The 15,172-nt window shown below is 65.5% G+C and carries 16 protein-coding genes; 7 read left to right on the forward strand and 9 right to left on the reverse strand.

Annotated elements, in window-relative coordinates; genetic code table 11:
• Positions 1-138: 138 nt before the first annotated feature.
• The 3 genes from BcanWU425_RS31395 to BcanWU425_RS31405 all read left to right on the forward strand — a co-directional run bounded on the left by BcanWU425_RS31395 (position 139) and on the right by BcanWU425_RS31405 (position 2,375).
• Positions 139-372 (forward strand): DUF6894 family protein, encoded by a 234-nt coding sequence (locus BcanWU425_RS31395; protein ID WP_007606355.1) that lies wholly within the window; start codon positions 139-141, stop codon positions 370-372.
• 9 nt (positions 373-381) lie between these two features.
• Complete coding sequence (locus BcanWU425_RS31400; RefSeq protein ID WP_162847226.1) at positions 382-558, forward strand: hypothetical protein; 177 nt, start codon at positions 382-384, stop codon at positions 556-558.
• 227 nt (positions 559-785) lie between these two features.
• Positions 786-2,375: a gamma-glutamyltransferase gene (locus tag BcanWU425_RS31405; protein WP_204513710.1), complete on the forward strand. Its 1,590-nt coding sequence runs from the start codon at positions 786-788 to the stop codon at positions 2,373-2,375.
• A 2-nt stretch (positions 2,376-2,377) separates the two neighbouring features.
• On the opposite strand, the gene BcanWU425_RS31410 is transcribed toward BcanWU425_RS31405, so the two are convergent.
• Genes BcanWU425_RS31410 through BcanWU425_RS31425 form a run of 4 tightly spaced genes read right to left on the reverse strand, consistent with a single transcriptional unit; the run spans position 2,378 to position 5,847 of the window.
• Complete coding sequence (locus tag BcanWU425_RS31410) at positions 2,378-3,664, reverse strand: NAD(P)/FAD-dependent oxidoreductase (RefSeq protein WP_204513709.1); 1,287 nt, start codon at positions 3,662-3,664, stop codon at positions 2,378-2,380.
• A gap of 12 nt (positions 3,665-3,676) precedes the next feature.
• Positions 3,677-4,408 (reverse strand): amino acid ABC transporter ATP-binding protein, encoded by a 732-nt coding sequence (locus BcanWU425_RS31415; protein ID WP_018455692.1) that lies wholly within the window; start codon positions 4,406-4,408, stop codon positions 3,677-3,679.
• The gene (locus BcanWU425_RS31420) at positions 4,405-5,058 is read right to left on the reverse strand and encodes an amino acid ABC transporter permease (RefSeq protein WP_018455693.1); all 654 of its coding nucleotides are present in this window, start codon (positions 5,056-5,058) and stop codon (positions 4,405-4,407) included. The genes BcanWU425_RS31415 and BcanWU425_RS31420 overlap by 4 nt, the downstream gene beginning before the upstream one ends.
• A 30-nt stretch (positions 5,059-5,088) precedes the next feature.
• Positions 5,089-5,847 carry an ABC transporter substrate-binding protein gene (locus BcanWU425_RS31425; RefSeq protein WP_018455694.1) on the reverse strand — a complete coding sequence of 253 codons (759 nt, stop codon included), beginning with the start codon at positions 5,845-5,847 and terminating at the stop codon, positions 5,089-5,091.
• Between the two features lie 181 nt (positions 5,848-6,028).
• Here BcanWU425_RS31425 and BcanWU425_RS31430 point away from each other — a divergent pair, with 181 nt between their 5' ends.
• Positions 6,029-6,685 (forward strand): helix-turn-helix domain-containing protein, encoded by a 657-nt coding sequence (locus BcanWU425_RS31430; protein ID WP_018455696.1) that lies wholly within the window; start codon positions 6,029-6,031, stop codon positions 6,683-6,685.
• Between the two features lie 106 nt (positions 6,686-6,791).
• Here the strand turns inward: BcanWU425_RS31430 and BcanWU425_RS31435 are convergent, their stop codons facing one another.
• Both BcanWU425_RS31435 and BcanWU425_RS31440 read right to left on the reverse strand, forming a co-directional pair.
• A complete protein-coding gene (locus tag BcanWU425_RS31435) occupies positions 6,792-8,057 on the reverse strand; it encodes a D-amino acid dehydrogenase (protein WP_085350328.1) in 1,266 nt (421 codons plus the stop codon).
• A 69-nt stretch (positions 8,058-8,126) separates the two neighbouring features.
• Positions 8,127-9,455: an aspartate aminotransferase family protein gene (locus BcanWU425_RS31440; RefSeq protein ID WP_085350327.1), complete on the reverse strand. Its 1,329-nt coding sequence runs from the start codon at positions 9,453-9,455 to the stop codon at positions 8,127-8,129.
• 148 nt (positions 9,456-9,603) lie between these two features.
• Between BcanWU425_RS31440 and BcanWU425_RS31445 the strand changes: the two genes are divergently transcribed.
• Both BcanWU425_RS31445 and BcanWU425_RS31450 read left to right on the forward strand, forming a co-directional pair.
• Complete coding sequence (locus BcanWU425_RS31445; RefSeq protein WP_007600574.1) at positions 9,604-10,152, forward strand: cupin domain-containing protein; 549 nt, start codon at positions 9,604-9,606, stop codon at positions 10,150-10,152.
• Between the two features lie 140 nt (positions 10,153-10,292).
• Complete coding sequence (locus BcanWU425_RS31450; RefSeq protein WP_018455699.1) at positions 10,293-10,445, forward strand: hypothetical protein; 153 nt, start codon at positions 10,293-10,295, stop codon at positions 10,443-10,445.
• 42 nt (positions 10,446-10,487) lie between these two features.
• Here the strand turns inward: BcanWU425_RS31450 and BcanWU425_RS31455 are convergent, their stop codons facing one another.
• From BcanWU425_RS31455 to BcanWU425_RS31465, 3 genes are read right to left on the reverse strand one after another with little or no spacing between them, the layout of a single operon-like run.
• Positions 10,488-12,743 (reverse strand): xanthine dehydrogenase family protein molybdopterin-binding subunit, encoded by a 2,256-nt coding sequence (locus BcanWU425_RS31455; protein WP_204513708.1) that lies wholly within the window; start codon positions 12,741-12,743, stop codon positions 10,488-10,490.
• A complete protein-coding gene (locus tag BcanWU425_RS31460) occupies positions 12,730-13,791 on the reverse strand; it encodes an FAD binding domain-containing protein (protein ID WP_204513707.1) in 1,062 nt (353 codons plus the stop codon). Before BcanWU425_RS31460 ends, BcanWU425_RS31455 begins: the two co-directional genes overlap by 14 nt.
• Positions 13,788-14,285, reverse strand: coding sequence for a (2Fe-2S)-binding protein (locus BcanWU425_RS31465; protein ID WP_204513706.1), 498 nt, complete (start codon positions 14,283-14,285; stop codon positions 13,788-13,790). Before BcanWU425_RS31465 ends, BcanWU425_RS31460 begins: the two co-directional genes overlap by 4 nt.
• 241 nt (positions 14,286-14,526) lie before the next feature.
• Between BcanWU425_RS31465 and BcanWU425_RS31470 the strand changes: the two genes are divergently transcribed.
• A complete protein-coding gene (locus tag BcanWU425_RS31470) occupies positions 14,527-15,168 on the forward strand; it encodes a TetR/AcrR family transcriptional regulator (RefSeq protein ID WP_026233005.1) in 642 nt (213 codons plus the stop codon).
• Positions 15,169-15,172: the final 4 nt, after the last annotated feature.

Consider the following 15,172-nt stretch of genomic DNA (forward strand, 5'->3'; position numbering starts at 1 on the left):
CCCTTGTGATCAAACCAGCAGGGGGCTTGGCGCCGACCAATCTCCGTAGATTCCCTTACCGGGCTCGACCCGAATGTTTCGCGAAGGCTTGGAATGGTATCGGTTTGCCGTCCCAATCGCTCCCAATAGGAGACGCATATGGTCCAGGTCTATTTTCACTGCTCCAACTTGGACGGCACGCTGATCGATCGCAGCGGCACAGCCGTGACCAACCTGACCGAGGCGCGCGACCGTGCCGCCCAGATCATGAACGCGATGATCCTGACGCCCGGCGCTGAGGATTGGCGCGACTGGGTAATCCATGTCAGCGGCTCCGACGGCGAGGAGATCTTCGACCTCCCCTTCACTGCCATGCTCGGCAAGCCGCACTGAGGTGATGCCATGTTGCTCGCGTCACTGACCCTGTTCCGCCAGCCCCTGAACTTCATCGCCAGCAAATGGCTGACGCTGATCCGGATCGCGGGAAATCCCTACCGCCCCGAGCTCCACTACATGCGCGGGCCTGGCCCGAAATGGCACGCCAGGTATCAGGCCAGCCGGCTGGATCGCGCGCGCTGAGCCCTGCGGCTTCCGCTTCCCACTGATCGGTCTCATAACTCGTCATGCCCGGGCCTGTCCCGGGCTTTCTCGTCTTGGCATCTACGTCTTGCCGACTGCGCCACCCCCGCTGTTACACACCAGCCATGCCGCGTCGCCCTTTCGATGTTCTCGATGGGGGCGATGTGCCATTCTTCGCGGAGCTCAGCGCAACGAAGCCAAACCGAAGACAGCACACAGACATCATCATGCCGCACCAGTTCAGCCACACCCAAACCGTCCGCAAGCCCGCCGTCACATCCAAAGGCGGCATCGTCGCCGCGCAATCGCGGCGGGCGGCCGAAGTGGGGGCGCAAGTGCTGGCGGCGGGCGGCGACTGTGTGGACGCGATCGTCGCCACCACCTTCGCGCTTAACGTGCTGGAGCCCTGGAACAGCGGCATGGGCGGCGGCGGCGGGATGGTGCTCTACCGTGCCGCGGAAAATCTCTACGAGGTGATCGACTACGGCATGTGCGCGCCGCAAAGCCTGCGCGCCGCCGACTATCCGCTCAGCGGCGAAGGCGCGGCTTCCGACCTGTTTCCCTGGCAGCGGGTGAAGGACGACCGCAACATCCACGGCCCCGGCTCGATCGCCGTGCCCGGCGTCGTCGCCGGCATGGAGGAGGCGCATCGCCGTCACGCCAGGCTGCCGTGGAACGATCTGGTCGCGCCGGCCGTCGCCCTCGCCGGCGAAGGCCTGCTGGTCGATTGGTGGACCACGCTGACGATCGCGGCATCGGCGTCCGATCTTCGGCGCTATCCCGCGAGCGCGACAACGTTCCTGAAGGACGGCCTCCCGCCGAGCGCGCCGTGGGGCATCAAGTCCGAGACGCGGCTGCCGCTGGACACGCTGAAGGCGACACTGGCGCACCTCGCCGACGCCGGTCCGCGCGATTTCTACCAGGGCGACCTCGCCAGGAGCATCGCGTCCGACATCAAGGCTGACGGCGGCGCGCTATCGGTGGAGGACCTCGCCGCGTTCCGAGCCCATCTGCGCGATCCGCTGGCGATCCCCTATCGCGGCGGCAAGGTGTTTGCGACACCGGAGCTGACGGCCGGACCGACCATGGCGCATGCGCTGCGCCTGTTGCAGCAGAACCTGAAGCCGGGAAGCGCGCCCGATGCGGGCGCCTATGCCGAATATGCCGCCGCGCTGCAATCGGCCTATCGCGAGCGGCTCAAGGATATGGGCGATGCCGACGGCAAGCGCTCGCTCGGCGCGGACTATCTGGCGCCCGCCTGCACCACGCACTTCTCCGTGGTCGACCGCCACGGCAACATCGCGGCGGTGACGCAGACGCTGCTGTCGTCCTTCGGCTCGAAATACGTCACGCCGCACACCGGCATCGCCATGAACAACGGCATCATGTGGTTCGACCCGAAGCCAGGCACCACCAACTCGCTCGCCTCTGGCAAGCGCTGTCTCACCAACTACACGCCCGTCATCGCCGAGGCCAAGGACGGCAGACGGCTCGCGGTCGGTGCCTCCGGCGGTCGCCGCATCCTCCCGTCGGTGATGCAGATCGTGTCGTTTGCGATGGATTTTGGCATGGATCTCGATGCCGCAATCCATCAACCGCGCATCGACGCCAGCGAAGGCGCGATCGTGATCGGCGATACCAGGTTGCCGGCGGACACACGCGAGACGCTCGCGGCGCGATTCGACTATGAGGAAGCGCGGGTGCAGTCCTTGCCGCAGAAGTTCGCCTGCCCGAGCGTCGTGATGCGCGACGGCGACACCAATTCCGGCGCGGTCGAGATCTTCCAGCCCTGGGCCGACGCGGTGGCGGAGGGCTGAGCCTAGATCCCCAGCCGGTCGCGCAGGCGACCAGCGATCACTGCCGTCGTCACGCCGACCGGCCAGAAGGCATGCATCGGGATCGGCTTGATGCCGGTGACGGGCATGTCGAGCTCGGCCTTGGCGCCGCCGATCAGACGCCGCGCGAGCTGCGCGCCCATCGCGGTCGAGAGCGCGACGCCGCGACCGTTGCAGCCGAGCGAGATCAGGATGTTGTCCGCGGGCTCGTGCACGTGCGGGTAATGATCCGCGGTGATGGCGAGCCGGCTGTTCCAGCCATGGGTCCAGGCCACGCCCTTGAGCTGCGGCCATAGCCGTTCGGCGTATCGCATGAGATAGGCGACGTCGCGCGGCGAACTGATCCAGCGCATCGGGCCGCGGCCCCCCATCAAGAGGCGGTTCTGCTGATCGATGCGGTAATAGACGGTGATGTGGCCGCTCTCGTAAAGGACGGGACGCGTCGGCATGATCGAACGGGCCACGTCGTCAGAGAGCGGGGCCGTGGCCGCGATCGAGGAAAACACCGGCACGATGGTGCGGCGAAGCGCCGGCCAGAGATCGTCGGTAAAACCGTTGGTCGCGAGCAGCACCTTGTCGGCATGCACCACCGCGCGCGGCATCTCGATGCGCCAGCGGCTGCCCTCGCGACGGAGTGATAGTGCGGGTGTTTCGCCGTGCACCTTCGCGCCTGCCGAGATTGCAGCACGCGCGAGACCACGGGCGTAGCTGAGCGGATGCAGATCGCCGCCGCGCGCATCCAGCATGGCGCCGATATAGCGATCCGTGCCGGTCATCCCGCGCAATTGCTCGCGATTGAGATACGACACCGGCATTCCGCGGGCGATACACTGTTGTGCGGTTTTCTCGATGGCGGCCGCGCTGGCCTCGTTATAGGCCGCGCGCAACGTACCGTTCTGCCGCGCTTCGCACGGGATCTGGTAACGGCGGATCAGATCATGCGTAAAATTCGTGGTGCCGTAGGAGAAGTCGATCATGCGGCGGCCGAGCTCAGCGCCGAAATCGGCCTCGATCTGATCGGGGTCGTGCTTCAGTCCCGGATTGGTGTGGCCGCCATTATTGCCGGATGCGCCCCAGCCCGGCTCCTGCGCCTCCAGCACCAGTGCCTCGACACCCTGCTCCGCCAGGTGCAACGCCGTGGACAGGCCGGTGTAGCCGCCGCCGACGATCGCGACCGAGACCGTCCTGTCGACGTCGAGCGGCGGCGTAGTCGGCGGCACGACGGCGGTGTCGGCGTAGAGGGACGGCGGCAGAGGCAGGCGCGTGGTCATGGCGAAGACCGGTCAGAGCGGATGCAGCACGCGGCGCAAAAAGTCCTGCGTGCGCGGATGCTGGGGTTGATTGAGCAGCGACTTGGCCGGCCCCTGCTCGACGATGACGCCGCCGTCGATGAACAGCACGCGGTCGGCGACGTCGCGGGCAAAGCCCATCTCATGGGTGACGACGACCATGGTCATGCCGTCGTCGGCGAGCTTGCGCATCACGCCGAGAACGTCGCCGACCAATTCAGGATCGAGCGCCGAGGTCGGTTCGTCGAACAGGATGGCCTTGGGCTGCATCGCCAGCGCCCGTGCGATCGCGACGCGCTGCTGCTGGCCGCCGGAGAGCTGGGGCGGATGCTCGTTGGCTTTCTCGGCAAGGCCCACCTGGGCGAGCAGCGCGCGGCCACGCTCGAATGCGGCAGCGCGTGGCTCCTGCTTCACATAGAGCGGACCTTCAACCACGTTCTCCAGCACCGTCCGGTGCGGAAACAGATTGAAGCGCTGGAACACCATCGAGACCTGGGTGCGGACTTTCACGATCGACGGCGCGTCGCGGTCGACCTTCAATCCCTCGACGCTGATCTCGCCGCGGTCGTAGCTTTCGAGACCGTTGATACAGCGCAAGATGGTGGACTTGCCGGAGCCGGAGGGGCCGACGATGCAGACCACCTCGCCCTTCTGGACGGACGCCGTGATGCCCTTGAGCACCTCGTTCGCACCGAAGCTCTTGTGGACGTCGGTCAACTCGATCATTTCTTGCCGGCCCGCTTCTCGAAGTGACGGACCAGCAGGATCAGCGGAATGCTCATGGTGAGATACATCAGCGCGACAAGTGTGAACACGTTGGTGTTCTTGAAGGTCGAGGACGCGATCAGCTTGCCCTGAAGGGCGAGCTCGGCGACCGTGATGGTCGAGGCCTGCGAAGAGTCCTTCAGCATCATGATCATGACGTTGCCATAGGGCGGCAGCACGATCCGCACCGCCTGCGGCAGCACGACCCGGCGCATGGTCAGCCACCAGCCCATGCCGATCGATTGCGCCGCCTCGATCTGCCCTTTGTCGATGGCCTCGATGCCGGCGCGGAAATTCTCCGCCTGATAGGCCGAGTAGGCGATGCCGAGCCCGAGGATCGCGGCCTGCAACGCGGACAGGGTAACGCCGAGATCGGGCATCACGAAATAGAGGTAGAACAACAGCACGATGATCGGAATGCCGCGGATCACGTTGATCAGGCTGGCGCTGAGCAGCGACAGGACGCGGATGCCGGAGACCCGCATCATCGCCCAGACGAGGCCAAGAACCGTCGAAAGCAGCAGCGAGCCGATGGTGACGACGATCGTCAGCGCGACGCCGCTCATCAGGATCGGGAAGAATTCGGCCGCGTCGTGCCAGAAGCCTTTCATCGATCAGCTTTCATCGATGGCCTCTGCCGATCAACCCTGTGCCTTCAGACCCCATTTATCGAGGATCTTGTCGATGGTGCCGTTGGCCTTCAGCTTGGCGAGCGAAGCGTTGATCTTGCCGAGCAGCGCGGCCTCGCCCTTGCGCACGCCGATGCCCACCGAACCGACGGTGACGGGCTTGTAGCCATCGACCAGGCGCACCTCGGGGAAGCCGCCCTGCTTCAGATTGTAGGCGAGGATCGGATAGTCGGCGTAACCGGCCTTGAGGCGGCCGGTGTTCACGTCGCGCAGGATGTCGGGGATGGTGTCGTAGGCCTTGACATCGGCGAACAGGCCGGACTTCTTCAGCGCGTCGACGAAGGCGGTGCCGACCTGAGCGCCGACCGTCTCGCCCTTCAGATCGTCCTGGGTGGCGTAGGCCTTGGTGTCGCTCTTGGGGACCACGAGGCCTTCGCCATAGGTGTAGATCGGGTCGGAGAAGTCGACGACCTCCTTGCGCGGCGCTGTGATGAACATCGCGGCCGCGATGATGTCGATCTTGCTTGATGTCAGCGACGGGATCAGGGCCGAGAACTGCATCGGCTCGATCTGCACGTTGAAGCCGGCATCCTTGCCCACTTCAGTGACGAGATCGACCATGATGCCCTGGATGCTATTGGTCTTGGTGTCGAGGAAGGTGAAGGGAATGCCTGTCGGCGTCGAGCCGACCTTCAGCACTTGCTGCGCCGAAGCCGGCGCTGCTGCGGCAATCGCGAGTGCCGCGAGCGCGGCCAGACCAAAACGCTTCATCGCATCCCCCTTGGGCCCGACCGATGGCGGCGCTCGCAAACCTCGTTCATCGCAGACGTTGCGGGCAAAGCCGTTTCGGCCTATTTTCACCAGTATGAAAATTTGGTCACACTTCTGCGGCCGATGCAAGTGGTTTTCATGCACATGAAGGAAGCGGTTTGACGTGAGCGGTGGCAAGAGAATGCATAGGCCGGCCGCCGCAAAGCCGGTGAAGAAGGTGAAGGTGAAAGCCTCCGCCCGGGCTATCGCCAAAGCGGCCGAGCCGGCGATGGATGTTGCGGTCGGCCGCCGCATTCGCGATCTCAGGCGCATCAGGCAATTCTCGCTCGAGACGGTCGCCTCGCGCACGGAGCTGTCGATCGGTTTCCTCAGCCAGATCGAGCGCGGACTGTCGTCGCCGTCGCTGCGCGTGCTGGCCACGCTCGCCGACGTGCTCGGCGTCGGCATCGCCGCGCTGTTCGGCGCCAGCCCGAACGCCGACGGTGCACCAGATCAGGTGGTCACGCGCGGACTGCAGCGGCCCGAGCTGAAGCTCTGGCGCACCGGCGTGTCCAAGCAGTTGCTGAGCCCCGCCAGCCCCGACAACCGGCTCAACCTGTTCCTGGTGCATCTGGAGCCGGGCGGCTCCACCGGTGACGAGCTCTACACCCATGACGGCGAGGAAGCCGGCCTCGTTCTCGAAGGCGAGATGATGCTGACGGTGGACAGCGAGACGTGGTCGCTGAAGACGGGCGACAGTTTTCGGTTTGCAAGCCGTCGGCCGCACCGGTTTTCAAATCCAGCCAATGACGCGAAGGCGGTGGTGCTGTGGGTGAATTGCGTGACGGGGACGGCGTAGCGCAGCCGTCATTGCCAGCGAAGCGAAGCAATCCACATTCTCACCGCGGAGACACTCTGGATTGCTTCGTCCCGAGAGCTCCTCGCAATGACGGGAGGATAGAGTCTTAGCCAAACCGGTACTTGTACCGGTCCACTGTCAGCGCACTCACATCAATGTCCGGCTTTTTGCCTGACAGCATGTCGGCGAGCACGCGGCCGGAGCCGCAGGACATGGTCCAGCCTAGCGTGCCATGGCCGGTGTTGAGGTGAAGGTTGGCGTATTGCGTCGGGCCGATCACGGGCGGGCCGTCCGGCGTCATCGGGCGCAGGCCGCTCCAGAACGTCGCCTTGGAGAGATCGCCGCCTCGCGGGAACAGATCGGTCAGCGAGTGATCGAGCGTGGCGCGCCGCGCACCATAGAGCTGGCTCGAGAAGCCGGAGATTTCGGCGGTGCCGCCGACGCGGATGCGATTGCCGAGGCGCGTGATGGCGACTTTATAGCTCTCGTCCATCACCGTCGATTCCGGCGCGCCGGAAGCGTCCTTGATCGGTACCGTGATCGAATAACCCTTCACGGGATAGACTGGCAGCGAAATATCGAGCGGCGCGACCAGCCGCGACGACCAGCTTCCGAGCGCGAGCACGTAAGCGTCTGCCTGCAACATCCCAGCGCTGGTCGCGACGCCGCTGACGCGCGCCCCGTCGGTGACGATGCGGTCGATGCCGGTATTGAACATGAAGCGCACGCCGAGCGCTTCGGCATGCTTGGCCAGTGCCTGCGTGAACATGTGACAATCGCCGGTCTCGTCCTGCGGCAAGCGTAGTCCGCCCGCGAACTTCTCCTTCACGCCCGCCAGCGCCGGCTCGGCCGCGATGCAGCCCTCACGGCTCAGCACCTCGAACGGCACGCCGTATTGCTTGAGCACGGCGATGTCCTCACCGGTGCCGTCGAGCTGGGCCTGGTAGCGAAACAGCTGCAGCGTGCCCTGTGAGCGCTCGTCATATTGAATGCCGATGTCGCGGCGCAGGTCGCGCAGGCAATCGCGGCTGTATTCCGCGATCGGAATCATCCGGCTCTTGTTGATCGCGTAGCGTTCGCTGGTGCAGTTGCGCAGCATCTTGAGCAGCCAGACCCACATCACGGGATCGAGCTTCGGCCTGATCACCAGCGGGCCGTGCTTCATCAGCAGCCATTTGACCGCCTTCACCGGGACGCCGGGACCGGCCCACGGCGAGGAATAGCCGGGCGACACTTCGCCGGCATTGGCAAAGGAGGTCTCGAGCGCCGGTTCGGGCTGACGGTCGACAACCGTCACCTCATGGCCGGCACGCGCGAGGTAGTAGGCAGAGGTGACACCGATGACACCGCTGCCGAGGATCAGAACTTTCACGCTTGGTCAAACTCCCGCGGCATCACGCTCGCCGCTGCAAGAGGAACTCGGCAACGGCGAGAGCAATTATCAGGCCACCCGCTTGATGGCATCGCCGAGGATCGACACGATATCGTCGATGTGGCTCTTCTCGACGATGAGCGGAGGCGACAGCGCAAAGCTATCGCCGCTCATGCGGAAGTACAGCCCGCGATTGAAGCAGTCGACCATGACGTCGTAGCCACGCACGCCGACGGTGCCGTCACGCGGCGACAGCTCGACCGCGCCCATCAGGCCGCAATTGCGGATATCGACGACGTTGGGCAGGCCCTTCAGCGAATGCAGCGCGTCGCGCCAGTATTCAGAGATCGAAGCACCGCGCGTCAGCAGGCCTTCATCCTTGTAGATGTCGAGCGTCGCGATGCCCGCGGCGCAGGCGACCGGGTGCGCCGAATAGGTGTAGCCGTGGAACAGCTCCATCGCGTTCTCCGGGCCGACCATCAGGCCGTCGTGAACCTTGCGGCTCGCAAACACGGCGCCGCAGGGAACGGTGCCGTTGGTGATGCCCTTGGCCGTCGTCATCATGTCAGGCGTGACGCCGAAGAAGTTGGCGGCGAACGGCGTGCCGAGGCGGCCGAAGCCGGTGATGACCTCGTCGAAGATCAGGAGAATACCGTGCTTATCGCAGATGTCGCGCAGGCGCTGGAGATAGCCCTTCGGCGGCGGCAACACCGCGGTCGATCCGGGCACTGGCTCGACGATGACGGCGGCGATGGTCTCGGCGCCATGCAGGGCCACCAACCGCTCGAGATCATCGGCGAGCTCGGCGCCATGCTCGGGCTGATCCTTGGCGAAGGCGTTGCGGGTGAGATCGTGGGTGTGACGGATGTGGTCGACGCCCGGCAGCAGGGTCGCGAAGGCGCGGCGGTTGGCGACCATGCCGCCGACCGAGGTGCCGCCGAAGCCGACGCCGTGATAGCCGCGCTCGCGGCCGATCAGACGGGTGCGGCTCGCCTGGCCGTTGGCGCGGTGATAGGCGAGCGCGATCTTCAGCGCGGTGTCGACCGACTCGGAGCCGGAATTGGTGAAGAAGATGCGATCGAGGCCCTTCGGCGCGATCTCGGCCAGACGCTCGGCGAAGTCGAATGCCAGCGGATGGCCCATCTGGAACGACGGTGCGAAGTCCAGCGTCATCAGCTGGCGCTCGACGGCGGCGGCGATCTGCTTGCGGCCGTGGCCGGCATTGACGCACCAGAGGCCGGCGGAGGCGTCGATCACCTTGCGGCCGTCGACGGTGGTGTAGTGCATGCCCTCGGCCGAGGAGAACAGGCGCGGCGCCTTCTTGAATTGCCGGTTGGCCGTGAACGGCATCCAGAACGAGTCGGTCTTGATGGTGTTCGGAATCTGATGAAGGGTCACGGGCCACGCTCCTTTGCTGACCTGCAACAGAGGCACGGCTTGAAAAGCGCAACAAGTCCTTTTCTGAGAGGCTGCAAGCCATTGATTTAACTGGGGCTGCCGGTCCATATTTGCGCGATCCGCAACACCTGCAACACGGGACAGGGACATGAGCGTCGATATCGGTGGACGGCTGCGATTCATCCGGGCGCGCCAGAAGCTGTCGCAGCGCGAACTCGCCAAGCGCGCCGGCGTCACCAATTCGACGATCTCGCTGATCGAATCCAACCAGATGAACCCGTCGGTCGGCGCCCTCAAGCGCATCCTCGACGGCATTCCGATGGGGCTCGCCGAATTCTTCGCGCTGGAGCCGGAGAGCCGGCGCAAGATATTTTACCGCGGCGAAGAGCTGACCGAGGTCGGCAAGAAGCCGATCTCCTATCGGCAGATCGGCGACAATCTGTTCGGTCGCAGCCTGCAGATTCTGAAGGAGCGCTACGAGCCCGGCAGCGACACCGGGCGCGTTCACCTCGTCCATGACGGCGAGGAAGGCGGCATCGTGATCTCGGGAAAGCTCGAAGTCACCGTCGAGGACGAGCGCCGCATCCTCAATCCGGGCGATGCCTATTACTTCGAGAGCCGGCGTCCGCATCGCTTCCGCTGCGTCGGCGGCAAGCCGTGCGAGGTGATCTCGGCCTGCACACCGCCGACATTTTGAAGTTATCCGCGATCCTACGGAGCCACCGGTATCTTACGGAGCTTGAGCCATCTCAATTTCCGCAGCCTGATCCTCTATATATTTCGAGCCATAGCCAAGCAGCCTCCGCTTTCCGGAGCCGCTTCGTAACAGGGCTCGCTATGAAGATCACGCTCGCAAATGCAGAGGCCGCACTCGATGAAGTGCAGCGCGACAACGACAAGCTCCATTCGGAGGAGCTGCGCAAGGCCATCGCGAACTACATCGAGTCGCAGCGAGAAGCGCTCAAGGCTCTTCGCAAGAAGCTGCACTAGCAGGCGGAGAGCGAGACGGCCTCGCCCGCCGCTGCTTAAAGGCTACGTCAGCAACTCCTCGATCCGGATCGGGAAGCGGCGGACACGGACGCCCGTCGCGTGCCACACCGCGTTGGCAACCGCGCCCGCACTGCCGGTGATGCCGATCTCGCCGACACCCTTGATACCGAGCGCGTTCACGTGCGGGTCGTGCTCATCGACCGTGATCACGTCGAGCGGCGGCACGTCGGCATTCACCGGGATATGGTACTCGCCGAGATTGGCGTTCATGATCCGGCCCGTGCGGCGGTCGGTGATGGCTTCCTCGTGCAACGCGAAGGACAGGCCCCAGATCATGCCACCGAACAGCTGGCTCTGCACCATACGCGGGTTGACGATGCGTCCAGCGGCGAAAGCGCCGACCATGCGGGTGACGCGGACCTGGCCGAGCTCGGGATCGACCTTCACCTCCGCGAACACCGCGCCATGGGCATGCATCGCATACTCCTCCATTGCCGCCGGATTCGGCGCGCCGGTGCCACGCGCCTCGACCTCGGCCACGCCTGCGCGCGCGAGAATCTCGGCGTAGCTTTCGCCGCGGCTCTCGTCGTCGCGCCGGATCAACCTGCCATCGCGCGCGATCACCCCGGCATTGCCGGCGCCAAACAGCGGCGAGCGCTCGTCACCGGTGGCGAGATCGGCGAGTTTTGCAATCACGGCGGCGCCTGCGCTGTGGATCGCGGCACCCGCGGTCGCGGTGTGCGCGGAGCCGCCGGCAATGCCGGCATCGGGCAGGTCGGATGAACCTGACTTGAACTCGACGCGGTCGATATCAAGCCCGAGTTCGTCGGCCGCAATCTGCGCCAGCGCCGTCCAGGCGCCCTGCCCCATGTCATGCGCGCCGATTTCCATGGCACCGGAGCCGTCGCGGCGAAGCACGGCACGCGCTTCGGCCTGGAACATCAATGCCGGGAAGGTCGCTGTGCCCATGCCCCAGCCGACCAGAAGACCATCGTCGTCGCGCATCTGCCGCGGCCGGAGCGGTCGCTTCGCCCAGCCGAAGCGCGCAGCGCCCTGCTCATAGCAGGCGCGCAATGCCTTGGACGAGAACGGCTTGCCGGTGATGGGCTCGACCTCGGCATAGTTCTTCAGACGAAAGGCGAGCGGATCGATGCCGCAAGCCCTCGCCATCTCGTCGATCGCGCTTTCCAGAGCGATCGAGCCGGTCGCCTCGCCGGGCGCGCGCATGAACAACGGCGTGCCGGTGTTGACGCGCACGGCGTCATGCGAGGTGCGGATCGCGGGCGCCGCATAGAGCGTGTGCGAGGCATCAGCCGCGGGTTCGTAGAAATCGTCGAACGTGCTCGACACGGTCCTCGCATGGTGATCGAGCGCGGTCAGGCGCCCCTCGCCATCTGTGCCGATGCGCAGCCGCTGCCGCGTCGGCGCGCGATGGCCGACCGGGCCGTACATCTGCTCACGGCGCAGCACCAGCTTGACCGGTTTGCCGACGAGCTTTGCCGCCATGATGCCGAGCACCGGAGGGCCGGCCATGAGCCCCTTCGAGCCGAAGCCGCCGCCGAGGAACGGGCTGCGGATGTGGATCTTGTCGTGCGCGATGCCGAATAATTCGGCGACGCGCGCCAGCGACAGCATGAGACCCTGGGTCGGCATGTCGATCTGCAGACTGTCGCCGTCCCAGGCAGCCACGATCGCATGCGGCTCCATCGCATTGTGATATTGCGGCGGCGTCTCGTAGATCGCGTCGATCCGCTTGTCGGCCGAGGCAAGCCCCGCCTCCACATCGCCGCGGTGATTTTCCGTGGGGTTGCCGACGCCGACGACCGGCGGCACGAAGCTTTCACCCGCGTCGAGGCCGATGAGCGCGGGCAGCGTCTCGTAGCGCGGCGCCAGCAGCGCGGCGCCTTCCGTGGCCGCCTCCAGCGTTTCGGCGATCACGACGGCGATTGGCTGGTTGGCGTAGCGAACCTCGTTGCTCTGCAGCACCTCCATCCGGAACACGAAAGGATTGGTCTTGATCTCGGGATCAATCGCGAGCTCAGGCTTGTGGTCTGGCGTCATGACATCGACGACGCCGGGGTGGCGCTTGGCAGCGCTGACATCGAGCGAAGTCACGCGGCCGCGCGAAATGCTGGCGACGGCCATCACCGCAAACAGCATGCCGGGCGGATGATTGTCGGCGGCGTAGGTCGCCTGGCCCTTGACCTTGAGGACCCCGTCGCGGCGGGTCAGCGGCTGGCCGATGTTCGAGCCGTGGCGCAGATGAGCGGGCGCGCTTGTGAGATTAAGCTCGGGCATGAATGGCTCCGGACGTCGAGGCAAAGGGAGAGGCCGGCAGCGCGGGGATGCGCGCGGGCGTACCGGCGGCGGCGAGGCTCAGCGCACGCACGACGATGCGGCGCGCGAGCTCGATCTTGAAGGCGTTGTCGCCGGACGATTTTGCGTCGGCGAGCGCGCGCGAGGCGGCTTCCTGGAAAGCGTCCACCGTGGGCGCGACGTTCCTGAGCACATCCTCCGCAGCGCGGGCGCGCCAGGGCTTTGCGGCGACACCGCCGAGCGCAAGCCGCGCCTCCGCGATCTTGCCGTTCTCGATCCGCAGCGCAGCGGCAGCCGAGACGACGGCAAACGCGTAGGACGTTCTGTCGCGGACCTTGAGATAGCGCGCATGAGCGGCAAAGCCGCGCGCAGCGGGCGGCAGGCGCACCGCGACGATGAGATCACCCGGTTCAAGCGCCGATTCACGCTCGGGCGTATCGCCGGGCAGGCGATGCAATTCGTCGAGCGCGATCTCGCGCCGCCCGTTCCTGCCCTCAATCTCGACGATGGCGTCGAGCGCAACCAGCGGCACGCAGAAGTCGGACGGATGCGTGGCGATGCAGTTTTCGCTCCAGCCGAGCACGGCGTGGGTGCGGTTCTCGCCGTCGCGAGCGTCGCAGCCGCTGCCGGCCTCGCGCTTATTGCAGCGACTTGCGGTGTCGTAGAAATAGGCGCAGCGCGTCCGTTGCAGCAGATTGCCGCCGACGGTCGCGGCATTGCGCAGTTGCGCCGATGCGCCGGAGAGCAGCGCTTCGGCGACGGCCGGATAGGCCTTGGCAAAATCTGCGTCATGCGCAAGATCGGCGTTACTCACTAGTGCGCCGATGCGGATACCACCGTCGGCGAGGCGCTCGACCCGATCGAGTCCGTCGAGATGGGTAACGTCGACCAGACGATCCGGACGGCTGACGCCGCCCTTCATCAGATCGAGCAGATTGGTGCCGGCGGCAAGATAGGCGGCGCCCGGCTGCGCGGCGGCGGCGACGGCCTCGGCAACCGTGGCCGGCCTGACGTAATCAAATTGCTTCATGCGGAGCGCCTCTGATTGGATTCGTCCATGCCGGCCTGCGCGTCGAGCACGGCATCGACGATGCCGGCATAGGCGCCGCAGCGGCACAGATTGCCGCTCATGCATTCGCGAATGCGCTCGGGATCGTTGCCGGCCTGCGCCTCGCTCATCATGCCGATCGCGCTCATGATCTGGCCGGGCGTGCAGAAGCCGCACTGAAATCCGTCATGGGCGATGAAAGCGGCCTGCACGGGGTGAAGCTGGTCGCCGCGCGCCACGCCCTCGATGGTGAGAATGTCGGCGCTGTCATGACTGATGGCCAGCGCGAGACAGGAGTTGATGCGCTTGCCGTCGACGAGAATGGTGCAGGCGCCGCATTGGCCGCGGTCGCATCCCTTCTTGGTTCCGGTCAGATGGAGGCGCTCACGCAGGAGATCGAGCAACGTGACGCGCGGATCGTCGAGGACGAAGTCGCGCCGTGCACCGTTCACGGTGAGGCTGATGGAGTGGTTCATACAAGGCTCCGATCAGGTATAGACATGAGTGATCGTGCAGCGCGCCACCGCCGTGGCCGCCGTCGATTCCGCGCCGTCCGAATATCATCCGAGCCAGCGTCTTCAGCGAAGATACGGAGGCAGCCTCCGCTTAACAAGGGCCGGCGGGAAATATTTGGAATTCGTCAAAAGCCCGTGCGCATCAACGCGATGCAGCCCCACAAGGGTTCAATCTAACCAATTCGTGATCTACATTGCCTGGATGGACGAGCACACCGACCAGACCCGCAAGCCCCGCGCCGATGCCGTGCGCAATCGCGAGCGCGTGCTCGAGGCGGCCAAGGCCGTGTTCAACGCGGGTGGTCCGGAGGCGAGCCTGGAGGCCGTCGCAAAACGCGCCGGCGTCGGCATCGGCACGCTCTATCGGCATTTCCCGACCCGCGAGGATTTGTTCGAGGCGGTGTACCGGCGCGAGGTCGAGCAGCTCAGCGAGCTCGCCGAGCAGTTGAAGAACGCCAGTGACCCGGTCGACGCGCTCAGGCGCTGGCTGCGCTCAGGAGTCGAATTCGTTGCCACCAAGAAGGGCATGGTGGCAGCCTTGGCACTCGCGGTGCAGAGCGGGTCGGAGTTGCATGCCTTTTCCTTTGAGCGCCTGACCAAGGCGATCGGCTCGCTGCTCGATCGCGCAGCCGCGGCCGGCGCGATGCGCGCGGACGTCAGTCCCGAGGACTTGCTGCGCGCGTTCTTTGGCATGTGCTACATGCACGACCAGCCCGGCTGGCAATCCTCGGTGCTGCGGATGCTCGACGTCTTCGTTGACGGTTTGCGGGTGCAGCCTGCCATGAAAGCCAAGGTCCGCGCGTCCGCCAAGCCTGCGAAGCCGGCTGCAAAGCGGAAGCGATAGCCCT

The organism is Bradyrhizobium sp. WU425, from assembly GCF_021052305.1.
Classification (GTDB): domain Bacteria; phylum Pseudomonadota; class Alphaproteobacteria; order Rhizobiales; family Xanthobacteraceae; genus Bradyrhizobium; species Bradyrhizobium canariense_D.